The following is a 19,898-nucleotide window of genomic DNA, read 5'->3' as shown; positions in this document are numbered from 1 at the left end:
AAGCGGGCACGGGATCCCCTCTGGGTTCCGGGGGGCGGGGGGTTGTGAAAAGAGGAAGGGGGGGGGGGGGGGGGGGGGGGGGGGGGGTGGGGCGGGGGGGGGGGGGGACGACAGGCCCGGGACGGTCGGCCGCCGCGGTCGCAGGCACCGCCCCAGGGCCGTCACCGCCCTGGTCCCCCTCCGGCTCCCGAGGCCGGGCCGGCTCGAAGCCGCCGTCGGGCTTGCCCTCGTTCATGTTCTCCCCACAGCTGGCCGCCGCACGGCCCGTCGACTGCGCGCCACCCCGGATTCAATCAAACCCGGTCGCCGGCGCGCAGCGGCCGGTCAGGGGGCGGAAGGAAAGGAGGACGCGGCCGGAGAGGCCGACGGAGCGGTGGACGGGGACGCGTACGGATCGGGGACGGGCGCGCTGAGCAGACCGGGCGCCTTGACCTCGGGCGTCGTCGGCCAGGCGGACAGCGCGACCGGCACAACGGCCTCGAAGGGACGTATCAGCGGGGACATCGCGACGGCGCCGGCCATGACGGGCGTGGTCAGGGGATGACCGGTCTGGTCGTCGGGCCCTGCCGAGGGCGCCGGCAGACCGGGCAGCAGCGGCGCGGAGACCGTGGTGGACGCCACCGGGGCGTCACCGGGCGATCCCTGGCCCGCGACCTGGCCGAGCAGCGGCGCGATCAGGCGACGCCGCTGGGTCTCGGAGGTCGTCGACGATCCCGCGCCCTGAGTGCGGGCCGGGGTCACATTGCTGCCGGTTCCGGAGCCGCCGCGCGCCTCCGTGGTGCTGTCGGGGAAACCGGCCGTGACGCCGCCGAGGGCGACCGCGGCCAGTGACACCGCTCCGGCGGCGGCGAACGCGAATCTCAGCCCGCGCGAGGCCGCCCGGTCGGACTCGTGCCGTCCGACGTCGTGGATGCGGAAACCGCGCCCCGGCCCGGAGGGCGCCAGCACCGACGAGGCGTGCGACCGGGAGGGCGCGTAACCGAACGCGAAGCCTCCGCCCCGCTCGACCCCGAACGCCCCGGTGGCACCGAACCCGCCGGCCAGGTCGGAGAACCCGGACAGCGCGTCGCCGCCCGGCGACGAGCCGTCACCGCCGGGGAGCCCCTGAAGGCGTGCCAGGAGGCTCTCGGAGGGGGCAGGGCCGGAGGCCTCGGCGAAGACGTTCTTCAACCGGCGCTGCGCGTCCACTTCCGCCTTGCACTTGGCGCAGGTCGCAACATGCGCCAGCACGCGCTCCCGCGCGTCATGACCGAGCTCGCCGTCCACCAGGGCGGAGAGTCGGTCTCCCAGATGCTGCTCTGCGAGGTGTCCCTCGGATTTCGGCCGTGAACCGCTCACGCGCTCGCGCCCCCTCCTCCCAGTGCGGGAACGCGGGCCATGAAGGAGCGGCGCTCGGCACGCGCCTGAGGCGAGCGGTGCGCGAGGGCCTTGCGCAGCTGGGAGCGGCCCCGGTGGATACGGGAGCGGACCGTGCCGAGCTTGACGCCGAGCGTCGCGGCGATCTCCTCGTAGGACAGTCCCTCGATGTCGCACAGGACGACGGCGGCGCGGAACTCGGGCGCGAGGGTGTCCAGCGCCTGCTGGACGTCGGCGTCGAAGTGCGCGTCGTTGAAGACCTGCTGCGGGGTGGGCTCCCGGCTGGGCAGCCGCTCGGCGGCGTCCTCGCCGAGGGCGTCGAAGCGGATGCGCTGCTTGCGGCGGACCATGTCCAGGAAGAGGTTGGTCGTGATGCGGTGCAGCCAGCCCTCGAAGGTGCCCGGCGTGTAGGTCGACAGGGAGCGGAAGACGCGGACGAAGACCTCCTGGGTGAGGTCCTCGGCGTCGTGCTGGTTGCCCGTCAGGCGGTAGGCGAGCCGGTAGACCCGGCCGCTGTGCGTGCTGACGATCTCCTCCCAGGTGGGCGGAGTCCACGCCTGCCCGTCCGCGTCGGTGGAGAAGGTCGCGGTCCGGTCCTGGCCGGCGGTGCCGGCGGCATGGCTGTGGTCAGCAGCGGTGTCGTTCACGGATTTCGGCCTGCCCGCCGATCCGAGGAAGCGCCACAGCGCTCCCCGACGGTCCCCGGGCGCGGCCGCACCTCCCCTGTCGGCTCTGGTGGTGTCCAGTGGAGCCCCTACCATAGCCACCTCGCCCGTTAGCTCCGGATAAGCGGTTTTACGAGAATTTGATTCGGGCTGACACGGCTCGTACGGCTGCGTCAGCACTTGCTCGGTGTCCCGGTCCGTCCCCTGGTCCATTCCTTGCCCCCGTCGCGGCCCCGCTCGCTCGGTCTTCTCGTCCCCGCCCCTTCAAACGACCGGTCCCATCTGCGGGTTCCCGGCGCCAACGGATACAGTCACGCCGAGGCTTCAACGGGGACAGGAGAGGGTCATTACCGGCAACCGGCAGACGAGCTGGGCGTTCGCCGACGCCTATGTCGCCGAGGACGACGCACTGCTCTGGGCCCGTGACCGGGCCCACGAGGCGGGCCTGCGCTCGGTGACGCCCGGCACGGGCTCCGCGCTGCGGTTGCTCGCCGCCGCCGTGGACGCGAAGGCGGTCGCGGAGATCGGCACCGGCTGCGGTGTCTCCGGTATCCACCTGCTGCACGGCATGCGGCCGGACGGCGTGCTCACCACGGTCGACCCCGAGCCGGAGCACCAGCAGTTCGCCCGGCAGGCCTTCCGCGCCTCGGGATTCGCCAGCAACCGGGCGCGCTTCATCCCGGGCCGGGCCCTGGACGTCCTGCCCCGCCTCGCGGACGCCGGCTACGACCTCGTCTTCTGCGACGGCGACCGGCTGGAGTACTGCGACTACCTCGCTGAATCGTTGCGTCTGCTGCGGCCGGGCGGCCTGGTGGTGTTCGAGGGCGTCTTCGCGAACGGCCGGACGGTCGACTCGGGGCCGCAGCCCACCGAGGTGCTGCGGCTGCGCGAGCTGCTGCGCACGGTGCGGGAGAGCCAGGAGCTGGTGCCGTCGCTGCTGCCGGTGGGCGAGGGCCTGCTGTGCGCGGTGAAGCGGTAAGGACACCCCCGCAGGTCCGTCATGACAGTCGCCCCGGTACCGCGTGCGGTACCGGGGCGACTGGACATGTATGGTCGCTTGCGCGTCAGCCGACGACCTTCTTGAGGGCATCGCCCAGTGCGTCGGCCTCGTCGGGGGTCAGCTCGACGACGAGCCGACCGCCGCCTTCGAGCGGAACGCGCATGACGATGCCCCGCCCCTCCTTGGTCACCTCGAGCGGGCCATCGCCCGTCCGCGGCTTCATGGCCGCCATGCTCGTTCCCCTTCCTGATACCAGTTCATCGTCCAGGCCGACGGCCCACGAGGGCACGCGCAGCCCCAACACGGGACACGCGACACCGGCATCGAACACATTGCTTCCAAGCCATTATCCCGCATCGCAGGACCCGATGACCAACATCGGTCGGCATCGCTTGGGCAACGCACGCGAGCAAAACCACTCAATTCGGGGATGGGACTGCGATACTGCGCGCCCGCCCGCACTTCCACCGAACGAAGACGAACCGCAATTCTTTGACGGAGGTCACACCGCCGCCACGGTCCGATCCCGGTGATCTCCGTCATGCTGTCCCTCGGACAGGACAGGCAGGGCCAGGCAAGACCAGACAGGACCAGACAGGACCGGGCAGGACCGGACGACGCGGAGGGGACACACCCATGGCCGACACCGTGCTCTACGAGGTGAGCGACGGACTCGCGACGATCACGCTGAACCGCCCCGAGGCGATGAACGCGCTGAACATCGAGACCAAGGCCGCCCTGCGGGACGCGGCGCGCGCCGCCGCGGACGACGGCGCCGTACGGGCGGTGCTGCTCACCGCCGCCGGTGACCGGGCGTTCTGTGTGGGCCAGGACCTCAAGGAGCACATCGGGCTGCTGGCCGCCGACCGCGAGACCGGCTCGGGGCAGACCATGAGCACGGTGCGGGAGCACTACAACCCGATCGTGCGGGCGCTGGCCGGGGCGCCCAAGCCGGTGGTCGCCGCGGTGAACGGGGTGGCGGCCGGGGCGGGCCTCGGCTTCGCGCTCGCGGCGGACTACCGGATCGTCGCGGACACGGCGGCGTTCACCACCTCCTTCGCGGGCGTGGCGCTCACCGCCGACTCCGGGGTCTCCTGGACGCTGCCCCGGGTGATCGGCCCCGGCCGCGCCGCCGACCTGCTGCTCTTCCCGCGCACCGTCACCGCCCAGGAGGCGTACGAGCTGGGCATCGCCAACCGCCTGGTCCCGGCCGGCGAGCTGCGCGCCGAGGCGGAGAAGACCGCCCGCGCGCTGGCCGAGGGGCCGACGGTGGCGTACGCGGCGCTGAAGGAGTCGATGGCGTACGGGCTGACGCACTCCCTCGCCGAGACCCTGGAGAAGGAGGACGAGCTCCAGTCGCGGGCAGGCTCCTCCGAGGACCACGGCATCGCGGTGCGGGCGTTCGTGAACAAGGAGAAGCCGACGTACCTGGGCCGGTAGCGCCTGCCTCAGGCGCGCCGGGCCACGCAGTCCGCGAGGTGGTCGTCGACCAGTCCGCACGCCTGCATGAGGGCGTACGCGGTCGTCGGGCCGACGAAGCGCAGGCCCCGCTTCTTCAGCGCCTTGGCCAGGGCGGTCGACTCGGGGGTGACCGGCGGGACGTCGGCCAGGGTCCTGGGGACCGGCCGGCCCGCCGGGTCGGGGGCGTGGGACCAGATCAGCTCGTCCAGCTCGCCCGGGGCCCAGCCGGCCAGCTCCCGCGCGTTGGCGAGGGTCGCGTCGATCTTGGCGCGGTTGCGGATGATCCCGGGATCGGCGAGCAGCCGCTCGCGGTCCTCGTCGGTGAACTCCGCCACCGCGTCGATCTTGAACTCGGCGAAGGCGGCGCGGAAGCCGGGCCGGCGGCGCAGGATGGTGATCCAGGACAGGCCGGACTGGAACGCCTCCAGGCTGAGCCGCTCGAACAGCGCGTCGTCGCCGTGGACCGGGCGGCCCCACTCCTCGTCGTGGTACGTGACGTAGTCGGCGGTGGACAGCGCCCAGGGGCAGCGCGGAGCGCCGTCCGGGCCGACGGCGGCGGCGCTCAACTGCCCTCCTCCTCGGCCCGCTTCTCCACGGAGACGCGGTGGTCCCCGGACCGGGCGCCCGCGAGGGCCGCCTCCAGGTCGGCGATGCGGGCGTCCCGCTCGGCCAGCTCCGCGCCGAGCCGGCCGAGGGCTTCGTCGACGTCGGCCATGCGGTAGCCGCGGAGGGTGAGCGGGAAGCGCAGGTCGTCCACGTCGGCGCGGTGCACCGGCCGCCCGGCGGGCAGCGCGTCGACCAGCCGCTCGGGCGCGGCGTCGGGCAGCGGGCCGCTCTCACCGCCGCCGACCACGGCGAGGGTCACCGCGGCGACCACGACGGCGAGCGCGATGACGAGGAAAAGGAACATAACCACCGCTGGGGCCCCCACGGTCGATGATCTGAGTGCTCTGAATGATCTGAGTGCTCTGGATGCTCTGGATGCTCTGGATGATCGAGCAGAGTAGGTACGGATCGGAGTCGGGTGTGTCAGGTCGATCGTGCCATGCGAGTCTGACAGCCGGGGCCGCAGGCGGTCCGCGACCGGACCGTACACAGGACACAGGAAGACTTCCGGAGAAGGAGACACAGGGGATGCTCAGGCTGGGCAGGCGCGTATTCGAGGCGCACGAGCCGGTGATCATGGCGATCGTGAACCGGACCCCCGACTCCTTCTACGACCGGGGCGCCACCTTCCACGACGAGCCGGCGCTGGCGCGCGTGGAGCGGGCCGTTGCCGAGGGGGCCGCGATCATCGACGTCGGCGGGGTGAAGGCCGGTCCCGGCGACGAGGTGAGCGCCGAGGAGGAGGCGCGGCGCACGGTCGGGTTCGTCGCGGAGGTGCGGCGGCGCTTCCCGGACGTCGTGATCAGCGTCGACACCTGGCGGCACGAGGTCGGCGAGGCCGTCTGCGAGGCGGGCGCGGACCTGCTGAACGACGCGTGGGGCGGCGTGGACCCGAAGCTCGCCGAGGTCGCGGCCCGCTACGGCACCGGCCTGGTCTGCACGCACGCCGGGGGCGCCGAGCCGCGCACCCGCCCGCACCGGGTGACGTACGACGACGTCATGGCCGACATCCTGGAGGTGACGCTGGGACTGGCCGAGCGGGCGGTGGCGCTGGGCGTGCCCCGGGAGTCGGTGCTGATCGACCCCGGTCACGACTTCGGCAAGAACACCCGGCACAGCCTGGAGGCGACCCGGCGGCTCGGCGAGATGGCGGCGACCGGTTGGCCGGTGCTGGTCTCCCTGTCCAACAAGGACTTCGTCGGCGAGACCCTGGACCGGCCGGTCAAGGAGCGGCTCATCGGCACCCTGGCGACGACGGCGGTCTCCGCCTGGCTGGGCGCGCAGGTGTACCGGGTGCACGAGGTGGCGGAGACCCGGCAGGTACTGGACATGGTGGCGTCCATCGCCGGCCACCGTCCCCCCGCGGTGGCCCGCCGGGGCCTCGCCTAGCGGGCGTCTAGCGCCCGGCCTCCTTGGAGACCAGCGCGACCGCCTCGTCCACGTCGTCCGTCAGGTGGAACAGCAGCAGGTCGGCCTCGGCCGCCTTGCCCTGGGCGATCAGGGTGTTCTTCAGCCAGTCGACCAGGCCGCCCCAGTACTCCGTGCCGAACAGGACGATGGGGAAGCGGGTCACCTTCTGGGTCTGGACCAGGGTGAGGGCCTCGAAGAGTTCGTCGAGGGTGCCGAGGCCGCCGGGCAGGACCACGAAGCCCTGCGCGTACTTGACGAACATCATCTTCCGCACGAAGAAGTAGCGGAAGTTGAGGCCGATGTCGACGTACGGGTTCAGGCCCTGCTCGAAGGGCAGCTCGATGCCGAGGCCGACCGAGGTGCCGCCCGCCTCGGAGGCGCCCTTGTTGGCCGCCTCCATGGCGCCGGGACCGCCGCCGGTGATCACCGCGAAGCCGGCCTCCACCAGGCCGCGGCCCAGGCGGACGCCGGCCTCGTACTCCGGTGAGTCCGCGGGCGTCCGGGCGGAGCCGAAGACGCTGATGGCGGGCGGCAGTTCAGCGAGCGTGCCGAAGCCCTCGATGAACTCCGACTGGATGCGCAGCACCCGCCACGGGTCGGTGTGCACCCAGTCGCTGGGCGCCCGCTCGTCCAGCAGCCGCTGGTCCGTGGTGCTCGGCTTGACCTGGTCCCGCCTGCGCAGGACCGGCCCCGTGCGCTGCTCGTCCGGCGGCTGCTTCTTGCCTTCTGGGTTGCCGGTGGGCATGCGGAGCTCCCTTGCGTCGTGCCGTCGTTCCACCTCAGCGTAGATCCACGCGGGTTACGTCCGGGGTACCTCAGCATGTCCGCCGTGCAGCGGATCAAACCACGCCCGTGATCAGGCGGTGAGCCATCCGCGCAGGCGTTCCTCACCCGCCAGGATCTTCGCCACCTCGACGCGCTCGTCGCGCTTGTGGGCCAGGTGCGGGTTGCCGGGGCCGTAGTTGACCGCGGGGACGCCGAGCGCGGAGAAGCGGGAGACGTCCGTCCAGCCGTACTTCGGCTGCGGGGTGCCGCCCACCGCCTCGATGAAGGCGGCGGCGGCCGGGTGGGAGAGGCCGGGCAGGGCTGCGCCGCTGTGGTCGTCGACGACGAACTCCGTCACCCCGCAGTCCGCGAAGACCTCACGGACGTGGGCGAGGGCCTCCTCGGGCGAACGGTCGGGGGCGTAGCGGAAGTTGACGGTGACCACGCACTCGTCGGGGATCACGTTGCCGGCCACTCCCCCGGAGATCCGGACCGCGTTGAGACCCTCCCGGTACTCCAGGCCGTCGATCACCGGGTACCGGGGCTCGTAGGCGGCCAGCCGGGCCAGGATCGGGGCGGCGGCGTGGATGGCGTTGGAGCCCATCCAGCTCCGCGCGGAGTGCGCGCGCTCGCCCGCGGTCTTCAGCAGCACCCGCAGCGTGCCCTGGCAGCCGCCCTCGACCTGCCCGTCGGAGGGTTCGAGCAGCACCGCGAAGTCGCCCGCCAGCCATTCGGGGTGCGCCTCGGCCACGCGCCCCAGCCCGTTGAGGTCGGCGGCGACCTCCTCGTTGTCGTAGAAGACGAAGGTCAGGTCGCGGTTGGGCGCCGGCACCGTGGCGGCGATGCGCAGCTGTACCGCGACGCCCGCCTTCATGTCGCAGGTCCCGCAGCCCCACAGCACCCCGTCCTCGTCCAGCCGCGAGGGGACGTTGTCGGCGATCGGCACCGTGTCGATGTGCCCGGCGAGGATCACCCGCTCCCCGCGCCCGAGGTCCGTGCGGGCGACGACGTTGTTGCCGTGCCGGTCGACCGTCAGGTGCGGCAGGGCGCGCAGGGCGTCCTCGATCGCGTCGGCGAGCGGCTTCTCGGAGCCGCTGACGGAGGGGAAGTCGACCAGCCGGGCGGTCAGCTCGGCGGCGTTCAGCGAAAGGTCAAGCGGGGTGTCGGCCATGACGTCGACCCTAACCCGCTGCCCTTCGGGACACTCCTCGTGCCTGAACGGGCATCGATCATGCCCTCCAGTACCTTGTACCCCGTGTCACAGCCGCCCCTCACCAGCAAGCGCCGCGGCCGTCTCTTCCGTTTCGGGGCGGCCCTGATGGTGCTGACCGCGCTCGCCGGATACCTCGTGGTGCAGTACCTCACCGCGGGCACCGGCGCGACCGGCTGCACCGTCGTCTCCGCGGCGGACGACGACGAGGAGTACGAGTTCACGCCGGAGCAGGCGGTGAACGCGGCGACCGTCACGGCCGTCGGCACCGCGCGCGGGCTGCCCGAAAGGGCAGTGACCATCGCCCTGGCGACCGCGCTCCAGGAGTCGGCGCTGCACAACGTCCGCCACGGCGACCGGGACTCCCTCGGCCTGTTCCAGCAGCGGCCCTCGCAGGGCTGGGGCACCCCGGCCCGGATCATGGACCCGACGTACGCGGCGGGGAAGTTCTACGACCATCTGGTCGACGTGCCCGGCTATACGCGGCTGCCGCTGACCGTCGCCGCCCAGCGGGTGCAGCGCAGCGGCTTCCCCGAGGCGTACGCCAAGCACGAGCCGGACGCCGCGTTGCTCGCCGCCGCCCTGACCGGGCGGTCCGCGGCCACGCTGACCTGCGCGGGACGCCCGGGCGCCGCCCGCGCCGGCGGTCCGCAGGCGGTACGGGCGGCGCTCGTGCGGGACTTCGGGCGCGCGGTGCTGCGGCCGGACGGCGCGGCGGACGCCTCGCCGGTGCCCCGGTCCGCGACGTCCGCCCGTTCCGTGCGGCATGCGGAGACCGCGGGGCGGGCGGCGGTGGCGGGCGGTTCCGACGGGCGGACCGTGACGCTGCCGGTGGCCGCCGGGGCGGGTCCGGACGCCGTGCGGAGCGTCCGGCGGCGCGGCTGGCAGCTGGCGCACTGGGCGGTGGCCAACGCCTCGGCGCTGCACATCGAACGGGTCGTGTACGCGGGGCGCGAGTGGCGTGCGGGGATCGCCGGGAACACCGTCGGCCGGTGGCAGGCGCTGGAGGCGGCCGGGACCCGGGGCGCGGAACGGAGCACCGGGTCGGTCCGGATCGTGACCGCCCAGTAGAACCGGCCTCCCGTGCGAGTCCTCACCCGGGCGGATCATTCGGGCGGTGCCCCGGCAGCGGGACGCGCGCATTCCCTCCCGGTCGCCGGCCGAGGCGCCGAAACCCTTGGGAACACAGGGCCGTAAGGGATTGAGCAGACTTTCCGACCGGGCTCTTTTGCCCGTTTTCCTCCGCACTCGATAATGCGACACATTACCAACTCTTTACATTGTGCCGCCGCAACCTTCCCGGCCTTCGAGCGGTAGTCACTGCGTCCGAGAGGACCTCACCACCGTTGACATTCCGTCGAAGGAGCATCATGTCCCTCCCCCTGACCCGCCGGATCGCCCGTGCCGCGCTGCTCGTCGCTGCGGGAGCGGCTGCCGGGGTCGGTGCGGCCGGCTCCGCCAGCGCTGCCCCGGAGCTGCCCGCCGCCCCGAACCTCAGCGGGCTGAGCGCCCTGGACGGGGCGAACGTGGGCAACACCGTGGACTCCGCGGCCCAGAAGGTCACCAAGACCGCGGGTGAGTCCGGCGGCAAGGCCGTGAAGAAGGCCGTGCCGGCCGCGGGCAAGACCGGTGGCTCGGTCGTCAAGAAGGCCACGCCGGCCGCGCAGAAGGCCGCCGGGGACACGGCGGGCTCCACCGGTGACCTCGTCGGCGAGACCGCCCGCACCCTGCCCGCCCCCTCCGTCGGCAAGGGCCTGCCGCTGGGCGGCTGACATCCGCTTCGCTCCGTGACGGAGGGGCCCGGGGGAACACTCCCCCGGGCCCCTCCGTCGTCGTTGCCGGCCGGGGCCGTCAGGACAGCCGTTCCACCGCCGCGCGGACGCGCTCGTCGGTCGCCGTCAGGGCGACGCGTACGAAACGGTCGCCCGCCGGGCCGTAGAAGTCGCCCGGGGCGACCAGGATGCCCCGCTCCGCCAGGTGGGAGACGGTGTCCCAGCAGGACTCGTCGCGCGTGGCCCACAGGTAGAGGCTGGCCTCGCTGTGCTCGATGCGGAAGCCGTGGCCGAGCAGGGCCGTGCGCAGGGCGGTGCGGCGGGCCGCGTACCGCTCGCGCTGGACGCGGACGTGCTCGTCGTCGCCGAGGGCGGCCACCACGGCCGCCTGGGTCGGCGCGGACGTCATCATGCCGCCGTGCTTGCGGATCTCCAGGAGCGGGCCGAGGACGGCCGGGTCACCGGCCAGGAAGGCGGCCCGGTAGCCGGCCAGGTTGGACCGCTTGGACAGCGAGTGCACGGCCACCAGACCGTCGTACGAACCGCCGTTGACGTCCGGGTGCAGGACCGAGACCGGGTCGGCCTCCCAGCCCAGCTCCAGGTAGCACTCGTCGGAGACGACCAGCACGCCGTGCTCGCGGGCCCAGGCGACGATCCGGGTCAGGTCGGCCTTGGAGAGGACCTTCCCCGTCGGGTTGGACGGGGAGTTGAGCCACAGCAGCTTCAGGCCCGCCGGGTCCAGCTCGGTCGGATCGTCGTAGGCGACGTACTCGGCGCGGGCCAGGCGGGCGCCGACCTCGTACGTCGGGTAGGCCAGGCGCGGGAAGGCCACCGTGTCGCCGGGGCCGAGGCCCAGCTGGGTGGGGAGCCAGGCGACGAGTTCCTTGGAGCCGACGATCGGCAGGACGTGGCGGTGCGTGACGTCCCGGGCGCCGAGCCGGCGCCCGACCCAGCCGGTGAGCGCGTCGCGCAGTGCCGGGGTGCCCCAGACGGTCGGGTAGCCCGGGGAGTCGGCCGCGTCGATCAGGGCCTTCTGGATCAGCTCGGGGACCGGGTCGACCGGGGTGCCGACGGACAGGTCGACGATGCCGTCCGGGTGCGCGGCGGCCGTCCTCTTGTACGGCTCCAGCTTGTCCCAGGGGAAGGTGGGAAGGCGGTCGCGCAGCGACTCCTTGGAAGGGTGGCGGCGGGCGACGGGCGGGCGGTCGGAGACTGCGGACACGGTTACTGGCTCACTTTCGTCGTACGGCAAACGCCTCGGTCCCGTCCGGCACCGATCGGGGGCGATCAGGCCGTACGGGACCGAGGCGGCGCGGGTGTGCGGGCCGCCGCTACTGGTTCTGCGGCGGCAGCGCGGCGACGAAGGGGTGGTCGCGCTCGATCAGACCCAGCTTGCTGGCGCCGCCGGGCGAGCCGAGCTCGTCGAAGAACTCGACGTTCGCCTTGTAGTAGTCCTTCCACTCCTCGGGAGTGTCGTCCTCGTAGAAGATCGCCTCGACCGGGCAGACCGGCTCACAGGCACCACAGTCGACGCATTCGTCCGGGTGGATGTACAAGGACCGCTGGCCCTCGTAGATGCAGTCGACCGGGCACTCCTCGATACACGCCTTGTCCTTGACGTCGACACAAGGCTGCGCGATGACGTAGGTCACGCTGTCGTTCCTCCTCGATACGGGCGCTGGCGGGCCTCCTCAGGCTCCGCCGCCTGGCGCGCGGGAGCGCGGCGTCGTCGATGCCCGCCTCTAGTATCTCCGTTCTTGGGCATGATCCGAACAGGAGGGGTGAACCGACCCGTGGAAATCTCTGGCGCTGGGCGTCTGAAGGTCCGTATCACCACCGCTGACGTGGGAAAACGCGTCTCGGTGCGGCGGTGGACGGAAGACGACGCGCCGGGTGGGAGGTTCACGGACACGGTCGGCGTTCTCACATCCTGGGACGATGGTGTGCTGCTGATCACACGCAAGACCGGCGAGACCGTCCGGATCGGTGAATCCTCGCTGGTCGCGGGCAAAGTGGTGCCTTCCGCTCCGGCCCGTCGCCGGGGCCCCGCCGCCTCCTACGAGGAGCTGGCGCGGGTCGCCTCCCGGGGCTGGCGGCCGGTGGAGAGCGAGCGGCTCGGCGAGTGGGAGCTGCGGGCCGCGTCCGGGTTCACCCGGCGGGCCAACTCCGTGCTCCCGCTGGGGGATCCGGGACTCCCGCTCGACGACGCGCTGACCGCCGTACGGCGCTGGTACGGCGATCGCGGTCTGCCCGCGTACCTCCAGACCGCCACCGGGGCCGAGGGCACGCAGGAGGCGCTGTGCGCGGAGCTGGCGCGGCGGGGCTGGACGCGGGAGGTCAGCGCCGAGCTGTGGACCGGGAACCTGGCGCCGGTCGCCGACCGGGCCGAGGGCGCGGGGGTCACGCTCTCCCGGACGGCGGACGAGGCGTGGCTGGCGCGGTACCAGCGCAAAGGTGTGAGCGGGGTCGCCTTGGAGGTGTTGGGCGCCGGTCCGTCGGTGTGGTTCGCGACCGTGCCCGGTGCCGGGGCGGGCGAGCCGCCGGCCGCGATCGGGCGGTGTGTCGTGGACGGGCGCTGGGCCGGGTTCGCGGCGGTCGAGGTGGACCCCGCGCTACGGCGCCGGGGGCTGGCCCGCGAGGTGATGGCCGCGCTGGCCCGGCGGGCGCTGGCGGAGGGCGCGTCGGCGGCCTGGCTCCAGGTCGAGACGGACAACGCCGTGGCCCGGGCGCTGTACACCGGGCTCGGCTTCGCCGCGCACCACGCCTACCACCACTACCGGGCGCCGGGCGGCGCGTGAGCGGACCGCCGGCGGACCCGGACCGGTAACCGATCGCTGCGAGAGGGCACCACTCAGCCATGTGTTCCCCCACTCCCCCGTCCCCGGAGCGCGCCGCCGGACTGCGGCGCCGGTTCGCCGAGGAGGCCCGGTCCGACCGGCCCGACCTGGCCACGCTGTGCCTGCTGGTGGGCGCGGTGGCGGACGGGGCCCTGGACGAGGCGGGCATCGACGCCGCGCAGTCGGAACTGGACCGGCTGGCCGGACAGCTCCCGTTCCGGCCCGGCGGGCCGCACGCCTGGGCGGTGGCGCTGCGCGAGCTGCTCGGCGAGGGCCACGGGTTCGGCGGCTCGGCCGCGGACTACCGGCGGCTGGAGTCGTCGCTGCTGCACCGGGTGCTGGAGCGGCGGCGCGGGCTGCCGATCCTGCTGTCGGTGGTGTGGATCGAGGTGGCGCGGCGGGCGGGGGCGCCGGTGTACGGGGTGGCGCTGCCGGGGCACTTCGTGGTCGGGTTCGGGGCGGGGGCGGAGCTGGTGCTGGCCGATCCGTTCGACGGGGGGCGGGTGCTGTCCGGGACGGACGCGGAGCTGCTGGTGGCCGGGGCGACGGGGGCGCCGTTGCGGCCGTCGATGCTGGTTCCGGCCGACCCGCTGGACGTCGTACTGCGCATCCTGAACAACGTCCGGGCGTGGGCGGCGGCGCGGCCCGAGCGGTCGGATGTGGCGCTGTGGGCGGTGGAGCTGTCGCTGCTGCTGCCGTCGCATCCCGCGCGGCTGCGGTACGAGCGGGCGCGGCTGCTGGTGAGGCGGGGGGATTTCCTGGCGGGGGCCGCGGAGCTGGATGCCTACGCGGAGATCGTGGGGGCGGTGGACCCGGCCGCCGGGGAGCGGGTGCGGGGCGAGGCTGCGGCTGCCCGGGCGCTGCTGAACTGAGGGCGCGGCTGATCGCCGTAGGGGGCACGGGGTGCTGCGGGCGCGGGTTGTCCGTGGTTGCTCGCGCAGTTCCCCGCGCCCCTCACGGGGCGCTCAGCTCGGGTTGGTGTCGATCACCGCGACGCGGTCGGTCTTGCTCAGCAGGGCCTGGCGCAGGGCGCCGTAGACGTCCTCGGGGGTGACCTCGGTCTTCTCGCCGTTGGCGCGGGCGATGAGGACGCCGTCGAAGGTCTGGCCGTAGAGCTCTTCGAGCGCGTCCAGGTCGGGCTTGTCGACCAGCTTGCCGTTGACGGCCGTGACCCGGAGGAACTTCCACAGCGAGTTCTGCGGGCTCATCTCGATGGTGTGCGCCGCGTCGGTCTGCACGACCACGTTGGCCGACATGGCCGGCTCGGCGAACTCCTTCATCTCCCGGTCGACCTCGGCCTTGGTGACCTCGGGCTGCTTGGCGGTGGTGGCGACCTTCACGGCGGAGGAGGAACCGGTCTCCACCTGGGTGCGGTACGCCTCCGTGACCGCGTCGGCCGACTTCTCCGCGTCGATGCCCTGGCCCGCCTTCGGGTACACGGCCACGGCCTTGCCGGACTTGAACTCGATCGTGCCCTCGGTCATGGAGCCGGATCCGCCGGCCGCGTCTTCCAGCGCGGCCTGGAGCTTCTCCTCGTCGACCGGCATCACGGGGTTGACGACGCGGTGGTTGCCGAAGAGCGCGGCGATCACGGTGACCGGGTTGTAGTCGCTCTGCGCGGCGATGTCGACCGTGGCCTGCGTGTCGAACTGGAGCCCCGCCTGGTCCGGCTTGAGCGAGACGGTCTCGCCGTCGACGGTGAGCTTCAGCTCCTTGTTCACCCGCTTCTCGAAGGTGGCGTCGAGCTTCTCGACGGCGTCGTCCCGGGTGCTGTCGCCGATGTCGACGCCGAGCACGGTGGTGCCCTTGGGGACGTCGGAGTGGTTCATCAGCAGTCCGGCGCCGTAGACGAGACCGCCGACGACGATCACGGCGCCGACGAGCAGGGGGAGCTTCCTGCGGCCCTTCTTCTTGGCCGGCGCCGGCTTCGCGGCGGCGGCCGGTGCTGCCGCAGCGGCGGGCTCCGGACGCGCCGGGGGCGTCTGCGCCGACGGTCCGCCGACGGGAGCACCGCCCTGGAACGGTACGGAGCTGTCGCCGGGCACGACCGGGATGCCGCTGGTGACGGTGTTGCCGGAGACGTTGTCCCGGTTGCCGAAGGGGACGCCGCCCGGGGGTTCGGGGGCCGGGGTCTGCGGGGTGAGGATCGCCGTGTCGTCGCTCAGTCCGGCGCCGGGGGCGGTGGGAGTGCCGGGGGCGGTGCGGGTGCCGAGGAGGTCGGGGGTCGTGCCGGCGTCCGGGGCCGCGGAGGTGTTCGGGCCGGTCGTCGCGCCCAGGCCGCCCATGATGCCGCCCGCGACCGTCGGCCGGGGGCCGCCACCCGGTGCGCCGGGAGCGCGGAGGCCGCCGGGGGTGCCGGGGCCGGTGGGACCGCCGAGGCCGGCGGGGGTGCCGGGGCCGGTGGGACCGCCCAGGCCGGCGGGGGTGCCGGGGCCGGTGGGACCGCCCAGGCCGGCGGGGGTGCCGGGACCGGTGGGACCGCCCAGGCCGGCGGGGGTGCCGGGACCGGCGGGGCCACCGAGGCCGGTGGGACCGCCGGGTACGCCGTGGGAGCCCGGGCCGCCGAAACCGTCCGGCCCGCCCGGGCCACTCCGTCCGGCCGGTCCACCCGGTCCGGCCGGGCCCGTCGGTGACGTCAGGAGGCCGTCGCCGGTCACCGGACCGCCCGTCGGGCCCGCGGGGCCGCGCGACGCGTCGGAGCCACCGGAAACCCGGTCACCGGAACCGGGCTCGGAGAAGAACGGCAGGTCGTCGCGGCGCGGCTCCGGCCCGGCGCCCGGGCGGGAGCCGTCGCCCAGGGGGCCGGCGGCCAGCGCCTCGGTCACGTCGAAGGAACCGGTACCGCCGCCGTGTCCGGGCGCGACGGGTCCCCCGGTCGCCCCGGCGCCGCCCGTGGAGGACGACCGGGAGCCGCCCGGCGCATTCATGGAACCGACCACGCCACCGGGCCGTCCGGCCCCGGCGCCCGGAGCCGCGGCGCCCGTGCCCGAACCCCCGGTCGGGCCCGCGTTCTTGCCGCCCCCGCCGCCCTGACCGCCCTTGGCCGCCGGGGACTTGCGGGGCGCGAACCAGTCACTGGTCGGCTTCTCCCGACCCGACCCGCCGGACCCGCCTGGCCCACCGGACCCGGCCGAACCCGTAGCCCCAGCAGCCCCGGCAGTACCGCCGAGCCCGACCGGACCGGAAGGCCCGGAAGACCCGGAAGGCCCGCCGGGCCGGGCGGGCGCGGCGGGGGCCTCGACGGTCTGCGTGGGCGCGTCCAGCACCGGAGCCTCGGACTCCGGCTCGCCCGCGCCGTCCTCGGCGCCACCGACCGGCTTGCGCATCACCACAGGCGGGATCGGCCGCGACCCGGGGATGTTGATCCGGATCCGGGTGGTCAGCGTCGTCTCGGTCTTGCGCTCGTCCGGCCGCGAGGCCGAACGTCCCGCGTCCGCACCGGCGTCGGGCCCCGTCGGCGTCCCGTAGGGCGGCGTGCCCGACGGATACGCGGCCGAGCCGCGCCCCTGGGGTCCGGAGGACGGAGTGTCAGTTTCACGACTCAAGGCAGGTTCTCCCGGTTGGCTCCACCGCCCGGCGCACCTTCACAGCGGGCGGCTCGGCGGCGCGCACCACCATACTGGCCGCTGTTCACGCGCATCCCGAGACCGCCGGGGAAACCCACACCGGACCCGCACCCGCGCGCGGCGGCGAAGTAGTACGTCACTTGCCAAGTCGGACGGCGCCGCCGTCCGGTTGCCGCACAGGGGCGAGGGTGGCACAGATCACAGCCACGGCGATGCCCCCGAGCAGGAAGAGGTACGAGCCGCTCCCGGCGGCGAAGACGAAGTCGCCCTCCGGTCTGCTGGCGGTGAGGAACATGACCGAGACCGCCCAGCCGACGGCGGGCGCGACGGCCCCGCCCCGGCGGCCCACGGCACGGGCGGCGCCCACGCAGAGCCCGGCCTCGGCGACGAGGGCGAGCAGCAGCCCGCCCGGGAACCACGCGGGCTGCACCAGCGCCCCGGCCGCCCCGGTCAGCGCACCGAGCACGAGAAGCCCCAGGTAGAGGGCGGCGGTCCCGAAGGACGGCGGGCGCAGCGGCTGGGCGAGCAGGGAGGTGTGCCCGGTCCGCGTGTTCCGGTCGCTCACGACGCCTCCTCGGTCCCCGCGAACAGGTCGGTCGCGCGCCCGTCCGGCACGGAGGCGCCCACCGGCTCGTAGTACTCGGTGGTGAAGAGCGGCTGGGCCAGCGCGTTGGAGAGCGCGAAGTACGGTTCGGCGACGTCGATCTGCGTGGCGTGCGCCCGCATGGCCGCGGCCTTGGCGGCGGCGTACGGGGTTCCGTCGGCGATGATCTCGACGCCGATCCGCTCGTCCCCGACGACGCCCGGTACGTCGTCGATGCCGGCGGCCTTGTCGAAGGGGAGGCCGGGCAGTTCCTCCCCGAGCCGCGCGAAGGCGTCCTCGGCGGCCGGGCGCGGGACGCGGTTCCAGTAGATCCTGGCGATGCCGTGGCCGGCCTCGGCGGCCAGTTCGGCGGCGCGCATGGCGACGCGGTGGGCCTGGATGTGGTCGGGGTGCCCGTAGCCGCCGTCGGGGTCGTAGGTGACGAGGACCTGGGGCCGTACCTCCCGGATGACCTCGACCAGCAGCGCGGCGGCCTCGTCGACGTCCGCCTGCCAGAAACAGCCGGGGTCGTCGTTGTCGGGCAGTCCCATCATCCCGGAGTCCGCGAACCGGCCCGGCCCGCCGAGCAGCCGGAAGTCCGTCACGCCGAGCGCGCCCATCGCGGCCCTCAGCTCACCGAGCCGGTGCTGCCCGAGGGCGGCCCCGCTCAGGTGCGCCAGCTCGGGCGGGATGACCTCACCCCGCTCCCCGAGCGTGCAGGTCACCAACGTCACGTGGGCGCCCTCGGCCGCGTACTTGGCCATGGTGACGCCGTTGTTGATCGACTCGTCGTCCGGGTGCGCGTGCACCAGCAGCAGACGCCGGGAGGGCAGTTCCGTCATGGGCTCCACCCTACGAGGGCACCGGGGCCGTACGGCGTGCTGCCCGGCCCAATGTCACCCCTCGCCGTCGAGAACGGAGGTGTCGCCCTTCGTCAGCCGCGCGGAAGCCGCGGTCGCAGCCGTCGCAGTCGCTCATCTCGTGCATCACGGGTGGCGGCCCCGCGGGAGCCCGGAACGGCGGCGGAGGCGGCGGCTGGGCCGTGAGGCGGTGGGCGGGCGGCAGGGCCGGGGCTTGGCGGGGTGCTTTGCCTCGGGGTTCTTGGTCCCTCAGTCATCCGCTCCCACCGGATCCCGTGGAACCGAGTTCCGGCGCGGCGAGGTCCAGCTCGGCCCAGACGATCTTGCGCGGACAGAGCCCGGGAGTGACTCCCCAGCGATCGGCCGGCGCCTCCACGAGCAGCAGCCCCCTCCCCGATTCGGCTCCGGGGTCAGGCTCGCGGGGCACAGGCCGCCGGTCGCCACGCGTGTCGGTGACCTCGATGCGCAGCGTGCGGCCGGTCACCAGGAGCGTGAGGCGGAAGCTGCGGCCGGGGAGCCGGCCATGTGTCGCCGCGTTGACCGCCAGCTCCGCCACCACGTGGTGCGCCGCCTCGCACGGGATACCCCAGTCGCGGAGTTGGCCGACGGTGAGCAACCGGGCGAGGCGGGCACCACGCGGCGTGGAGGACAGCAACACGCTGAAGTGCTGGTCAGCGTCGGGGACTTGGCGTTCTGCCTGGGCGATTTCCTGATTCACGTCACCCAGCGTGGCTGACGCGACTTACCGTGATGAGTAATCACAGTGTTGCGTAGGGTCACTGTCCGGGGCTTGTCCGGTGCTGTCCGGACTGTCAGAGCAGTTGGTCCAGGCGAGACACGGCGGTTCGGGACGGCACTACGGAGGTGCGCGCATGTCGGTGAACGGCGAGGCGGTACGGCTCGGTGGCGAGAACGAGGAGACGGACGAGCCAGGGTGGGAGGTCGACCCGGACGACGACTGGGCACTCGCCGTCGTGGCCACCGTAGGGCGCCAGTTGAGGCTGTGGAGAGAGGCCGCGGGGATGCGGGCCGCCGAGTTCGCGGCGGCGGTCGGATACGGGGAGGATCTGATCTACAAGATCGAGAGCGGGAAGCGGATCCCCCGGCCTGAGTACCTGGACATGGCGGACAAGATCCTGAACGCGGGCGGCCATCTCTCGGCGATGAAGCAGGACGTGAAGAAGGTCCGGTATCCGAAGAAGGTGCGGGATCTGGCGCAGATGGAGGCGCGGGCGGTGGAGATCGGGGTGTACGAGTGCAGCAGCATCGCCGGTCTGTTGCAAACGCCCGAGTACGCGCGCGCTCTGTTCGAGGTGCGCCAGCCTCCTTACCCGCCCGAGGAGGTGGACCGCTTGGTCACCGCGCGCATGGCTCGGCTGTCGGTCTTCGATCGCTCCCCGGCACCATCCCTCGGTTTTGTGCTGGAGGAAGCGACGCTTCGCCGCAGGGTTGGGGGCACAATGGTGCGGAAACGGCACGAACGCTTGCTGGAAGTGGGACGGTTGAACAACGTCGCGCTTCAGGTCATGCCGATGGACAGCGTGGCCCACCCTGGCATGAGCGGCAGAATCGAGCTGCTGAAGTTCGAGGACGGGACAGCGGTCGGGCGTTCTGACGGAGCGTTCAACGGCCGTCCAACCTCTGATCCGAGGCAACTACGCATCCTCGAACTTCGGTATGGCACCATCCGGGCGCAGGCGCTTCCGCCCGGAGAGACTCTGGCCCTCATCGAGCAACTGCTGGGAGAAACATGATCCGCAAGGCCTCCGCCTGGGACACCTCCGACCTGGCGTGGTTCAAGAGCAGC

At 73.3% G+C, this 19,898-nt stretch carries 21 protein-coding genes; 8 read left to right on the top strand and 13 right to left on the bottom strand.

Translation table 11 applies throughout. The features are described 5' to 3' along the window. Positions 1-324: 324 nt before the first annotated feature. Together J7I94_RS36425 and sigE are read right to left on the bottom strand one after the other, a co-directional pair. A complete protein-coding gene (locus tag J7I94_RS36425; protein ID WP_215174418.1) occupies positions 325-1,338 on the bottom strand; it encodes an anti-sigma factor in 1,014 nt (337 codons plus the stop codon). Further along, a complete protein-coding gene (sigE, locus tag J7I94_RS36420) occupies positions 1,335-2,117 on the bottom strand; it encodes an RNA polymerase sigma factor SigE (RefSeq protein WP_215174416.1) in 783 nt (260 codons plus the stop codon). The genes J7I94_RS36425 and sigE overlap by 4 nt, the downstream gene beginning before the upstream one ends. A 184-nt stretch (positions 2,118-2,301) precedes the next feature. Here sigE and J7I94_RS36415 point away from each other — a divergent pair, with 184 nt between their 5' ends. Continuing rightward, positions 2,302-3,000 carry an O-methyltransferase gene (locus tag J7I94_RS36415; protein ID WP_308114841.1) on the top strand — a complete coding sequence of 233 codons (699 nt, stop codon included), beginning with the start codon at positions 2,302-2,304 and terminating at the stop codon, positions 2,998-3,000. Positions 3,001-3,085: 85 nt separating this feature from the next. Here J7I94_RS36415 and J7I94_RS36410 read toward each other — a convergent pair whose 3' ends face one another. After that, complete coding sequence (locus tag J7I94_RS36410) at positions 3,086-3,253, bottom strand: DUF3117 domain-containing protein (protein ID WP_003966491.1); 168 nt, start codon at positions 3,251-3,253, stop codon at positions 3,086-3,088. Between the two features lie 404 nt (positions 3,254-3,657). Between J7I94_RS36410 and J7I94_RS36405 the strand changes: the two genes are divergently transcribed. Then, positions 3,658-4,461: an enoyl-CoA hydratase/isomerase family protein gene (locus J7I94_RS36405; RefSeq protein WP_215174414.1), complete on the top strand. Its 804-nt coding sequence runs from the start codon at positions 3,658-3,660 to the stop codon at positions 4,459-4,461. Positions 4,462-4,469: 8 nt separating this feature from the next. Here the strand turns inward: J7I94_RS36405 and J7I94_RS36400 are convergent, their stop codons facing one another. Together J7I94_RS36400 and J7I94_RS36395 are read right to left on the bottom strand one after the other, a co-directional pair. Continuing rightward, positions 4,470-5,048 carry a DNA-3-methyladenine glycosylase I gene (locus tag J7I94_RS36400; RefSeq protein ID WP_215174412.1) on the bottom strand — a complete coding sequence of 193 codons (579 nt, stop codon included), beginning with the start codon at positions 5,046-5,048 and terminating at the stop codon, positions 4,470-4,472. Beyond that, positions 5,045-5,392 (bottom strand): DivIVA domain-containing protein, encoded by a 348-nt coding sequence (locus tag J7I94_RS36395; RefSeq protein WP_215174426.1) that lies wholly within the window; start codon positions 5,390-5,392, stop codon positions 5,045-5,047. Before J7I94_RS36395 ends, J7I94_RS36400 begins: the two co-directional genes overlap by 4 nt. Before the next feature lie 224 nt (positions 5,393-5,616). On the opposite strand from J7I94_RS36395, the gene folP reads away from it, so the two are divergent. Then, positions 5,617-6,477 (top strand): dihydropteroate synthase, encoded by an 861-nt coding sequence (gene folP, locus J7I94_RS36390; protein ID WP_215174410.1) that lies wholly within the window; start codon positions 5,617-5,619, stop codon positions 6,475-6,477. A gap of 7 nt (positions 6,478-6,484) precedes the next feature. Here the strand turns inward: folP and J7I94_RS36385 are convergent, their stop codons facing one another. Then, complete coding sequence (locus tag J7I94_RS36385; protein WP_215174409.1) at positions 6,485-7,243, bottom strand: TIGR00730 family Rossman fold protein; 759 nt, start codon at positions 7,241-7,243, stop codon at positions 6,485-6,487. A 111-nt stretch (positions 7,244-7,354) separates the two neighbouring features. Further along, positions 7,355-8,434, bottom strand: a complete 1,080-nt coding sequence (dapE, locus tag J7I94_RS36380; RefSeq protein WP_215174408.1) for a succinyl-diaminopimelate desuccinylase — start codon at positions 8,432-8,434, stop codon at positions 7,355-7,357. Positions 8,435-8,581: 147 nt separating this feature from the next. Here dapE and J7I94_RS36375 point away from each other — a divergent pair, with 147 nt between their 5' ends. Then, on the top strand, positions 8,582-9,544 hold the full coding sequence (locus J7I94_RS36375; protein WP_215174424.1) for a heavy metal transporter: 963 nt from the start codon (positions 8,582-8,584) through the stop codon (positions 9,542-9,544). Between the two features lie 299 nt (positions 9,545-9,843). Continuing rightward, on the top strand, positions 9,844-10,245 hold the full coding sequence (locus J7I94_RS36370) for an ATP-binding protein (protein ID WP_215174407.1): 402 nt from the start codon (positions 9,844-9,846) through the stop codon (positions 10,243-10,245). 79 nt (positions 10,246-10,324) lie between these two features. Here J7I94_RS36370 and J7I94_RS36365 read toward each other — a convergent pair whose 3' ends face one another. Both J7I94_RS36365 and fdxA read right to left on the bottom strand, forming a co-directional pair. Continuing rightward, positions 10,325-11,467, bottom strand: a complete 1,143-nt coding sequence (locus J7I94_RS36365) for a bifunctional succinyldiaminopimelate transaminase/glutamate-prephenate aminotransferase (RefSeq protein WP_308114840.1) — start codon at positions 11,465-11,467, stop codon at positions 10,325-10,327. 109 nt (positions 11,468-11,576) lie between these two features. After that, positions 11,577-11,897, bottom strand: coding sequence for a ferredoxin (gene fdxA, locus J7I94_RS36360; protein ID WP_003973842.1), 321 nt, complete (start codon positions 11,895-11,897; stop codon positions 11,577-11,579). 111 nt (positions 11,898-12,008) lie between these two features. Here fdxA and J7I94_RS36355 point away from each other — a divergent pair, with 111 nt between their 5' ends. Together J7I94_RS36355 and J7I94_RS36350 are read left to right on the top strand one after the other, a co-directional pair. Continuing rightward, the gene (locus J7I94_RS36355; protein WP_215174406.1) at positions 12,009-13,043 is read left to right on the top strand and encodes a GNAT family N-acetyltransferase; all 1,035 of its coding nucleotides are present in this window, start codon (positions 12,009-12,011) and stop codon (positions 13,041-13,043) included. A gap of 59 nt (positions 13,044-13,102) precedes the next feature. Continuing rightward, positions 13,103-13,954, top strand: coding sequence for a transglutaminase-like domain-containing protein (locus J7I94_RS36350; RefSeq protein ID WP_215174405.1), 852 nt, complete (start codon positions 13,103-13,105; stop codon positions 13,952-13,954). A gap of 93 nt (positions 13,955-14,047) precedes the next feature. Here the strand turns inward: J7I94_RS36350 and J7I94_RS36345 are convergent, their stop codons facing one another. From J7I94_RS36345 to J7I94_RS36330, 4 genes are all read right to left on the bottom strand, one after another. Next, positions 14,048-16,627: a hypothetical protein gene (locus J7I94_RS36345; protein WP_215174404.1), complete on the bottom strand. Its 2,580-nt coding sequence runs from the start codon at positions 16,625-16,627 to the stop codon at positions 14,048-14,050. A gap of 157 nt (positions 16,628-16,784) precedes the next feature. Beyond that, positions 16,785-17,213 (bottom strand): DUF6113 family protein, encoded by a 429-nt coding sequence (locus tag J7I94_RS36340; RefSeq protein WP_215174402.1) that lies wholly within the window; start codon positions 17,211-17,213, stop codon positions 16,785-16,787. Continuing rightward, positions 17,210-18,073 carry an N-acetyl-1-D-myo-inositol-2-amino-2-deoxy-alpha-D-glucopyranoside deacetylase gene (gene mshB / locus J7I94_RS36335; protein ID WP_215174400.1) on the bottom strand — a complete coding sequence of 288 codons (864 nt, stop codon included), beginning with the start codon at positions 18,071-18,073 and terminating at the stop codon, positions 17,210-17,212. Before mshB ends, J7I94_RS36340 begins: the two co-directional genes overlap by 4 nt. 271 nt (positions 18,074-18,344) lie before the next feature. Further along, on the bottom strand, positions 18,345-18,809 hold the full coding sequence (locus J7I94_RS36330; RefSeq protein ID WP_308114839.1) for an ATP-binding protein: 465 nt from the start codon (positions 18,807-18,809) through the stop codon (positions 18,345-18,347). Positions 18,810-18,963: 154 nt separating this feature from the next. Here J7I94_RS36330 and J7I94_RS36325 point away from each other — a divergent pair, with 154 nt between their 5' ends. Next, the gene (locus tag J7I94_RS36325) at positions 18,964-19,845 is read left to right on the top strand and encodes a helix-turn-helix transcriptional regulator (RefSeq protein WP_215174398.1); all 882 of its coding nucleotides are present in this window, start codon (positions 18,964-18,966) and stop codon (positions 19,843-19,845) included. Positions 19,846-19,898 lie beyond the last annotated feature (53 nt).

It is taken from the genome of Streptomyces sp. ISL-12 (genome assembly GCF_018614415.1).
GTDB lineage: Bacteria > Actinomycetota > Actinomycetes > Streptomycetales > Streptomycetaceae > Streptomyces.
The sequence above is the reverse complement of the archived record's forward strand: the minus strand, read 5'-3'. Positions and strand labels throughout refer to the sequence as shown.

Excerpts from the sequence above, each read along its gene's own strand:
- mshB (WP_215174400.1), bottom strand. The coding sequence starts at position 18,073 with ATGACGGAACTGCCCTCCCGGCGTCTGCTGCTGGTGCACGCGCACCCG.
- J7I94_RS36350 (WP_215174405.1), top strand. The coding sequence starts at position 13,103 with ATGTGTTCCCCCACTCCCCCGTCCCCGGAGCGCGCCGCCGGACTGCGG.
- J7I94_RS36370 (WP_215174407.1), top strand. The coding sequence starts at position 9,844 with ATGTCCCTCCCCCTGACCCGCCGGATCGCCCGTGCCGCGCTGCTCGTC.
- J7I94_RS36385 (WP_215174409.1), bottom strand. The coding sequence starts at position 7,243 with ATGCCCACCGGCAACCCAGAAGGCAAGAAGCAGCCGCCGGACGAGCAG.
- folP (WP_215174410.1), top strand. The coding sequence starts at position 5,617 with ATGCTCAGGCTGGGCAGGCGCGTATTCGAGGCGCACGAGCCGGTGATC.
- J7I94_RS36410 (WP_003966491.1), bottom strand. The coding sequence starts at position 3,253 with ATGGCGGCCATGAAGCCGCGGACGGGCGATGGCCCGCTCGAGGTGACC.
- J7I94_RS36395 (WP_215174426.1), bottom strand. The coding sequence starts at position 5,392 with ATGTTCCTTTTCCTCGTCATCGCGCTCGCCGTCGTGGTCGCCGCGGTG.
- J7I94_RS36405 (WP_215174414.1), top strand. The coding sequence starts at position 3,658 with ATGGCCGACACCGTGCTCTACGAGGTGAGCGACGGACTCGCGACGATC.
- J7I94_RS36325 (WP_215174398.1), top strand. The coding sequence starts at position 18,964 with ATGTCGGTGAACGGCGAGGCGGTACGGCTCGGTGGCGAGAACGAGGAG.
- J7I94_RS36355 (WP_215174406.1), top strand. The coding sequence starts at position 12,009 with ATGATCCGAACAGGAGGGGTGAACCGACCCGTGGAAATCTCTGGCGCT.
- sigE (WP_215174416.1), bottom strand. The coding sequence starts at position 2,117 with ATGGTAGGGGCTCCACTGGACACCACCAGAGCCGACAGGGGAGGTGCG.
- dapE (WP_215174408.1), bottom strand. The coding sequence starts at position 8,434 with ATGGCCGACACCCCGCTTGACCTTTCGCTGAACGCCGCCGAGCTGACC.
- J7I94_RS36375 (WP_215174424.1), top strand. The coding sequence starts at position 8,582 with ATGGTGCTGACCGCGCTCGCCGGATACCTCGTGGTGCAGTACCTCACC.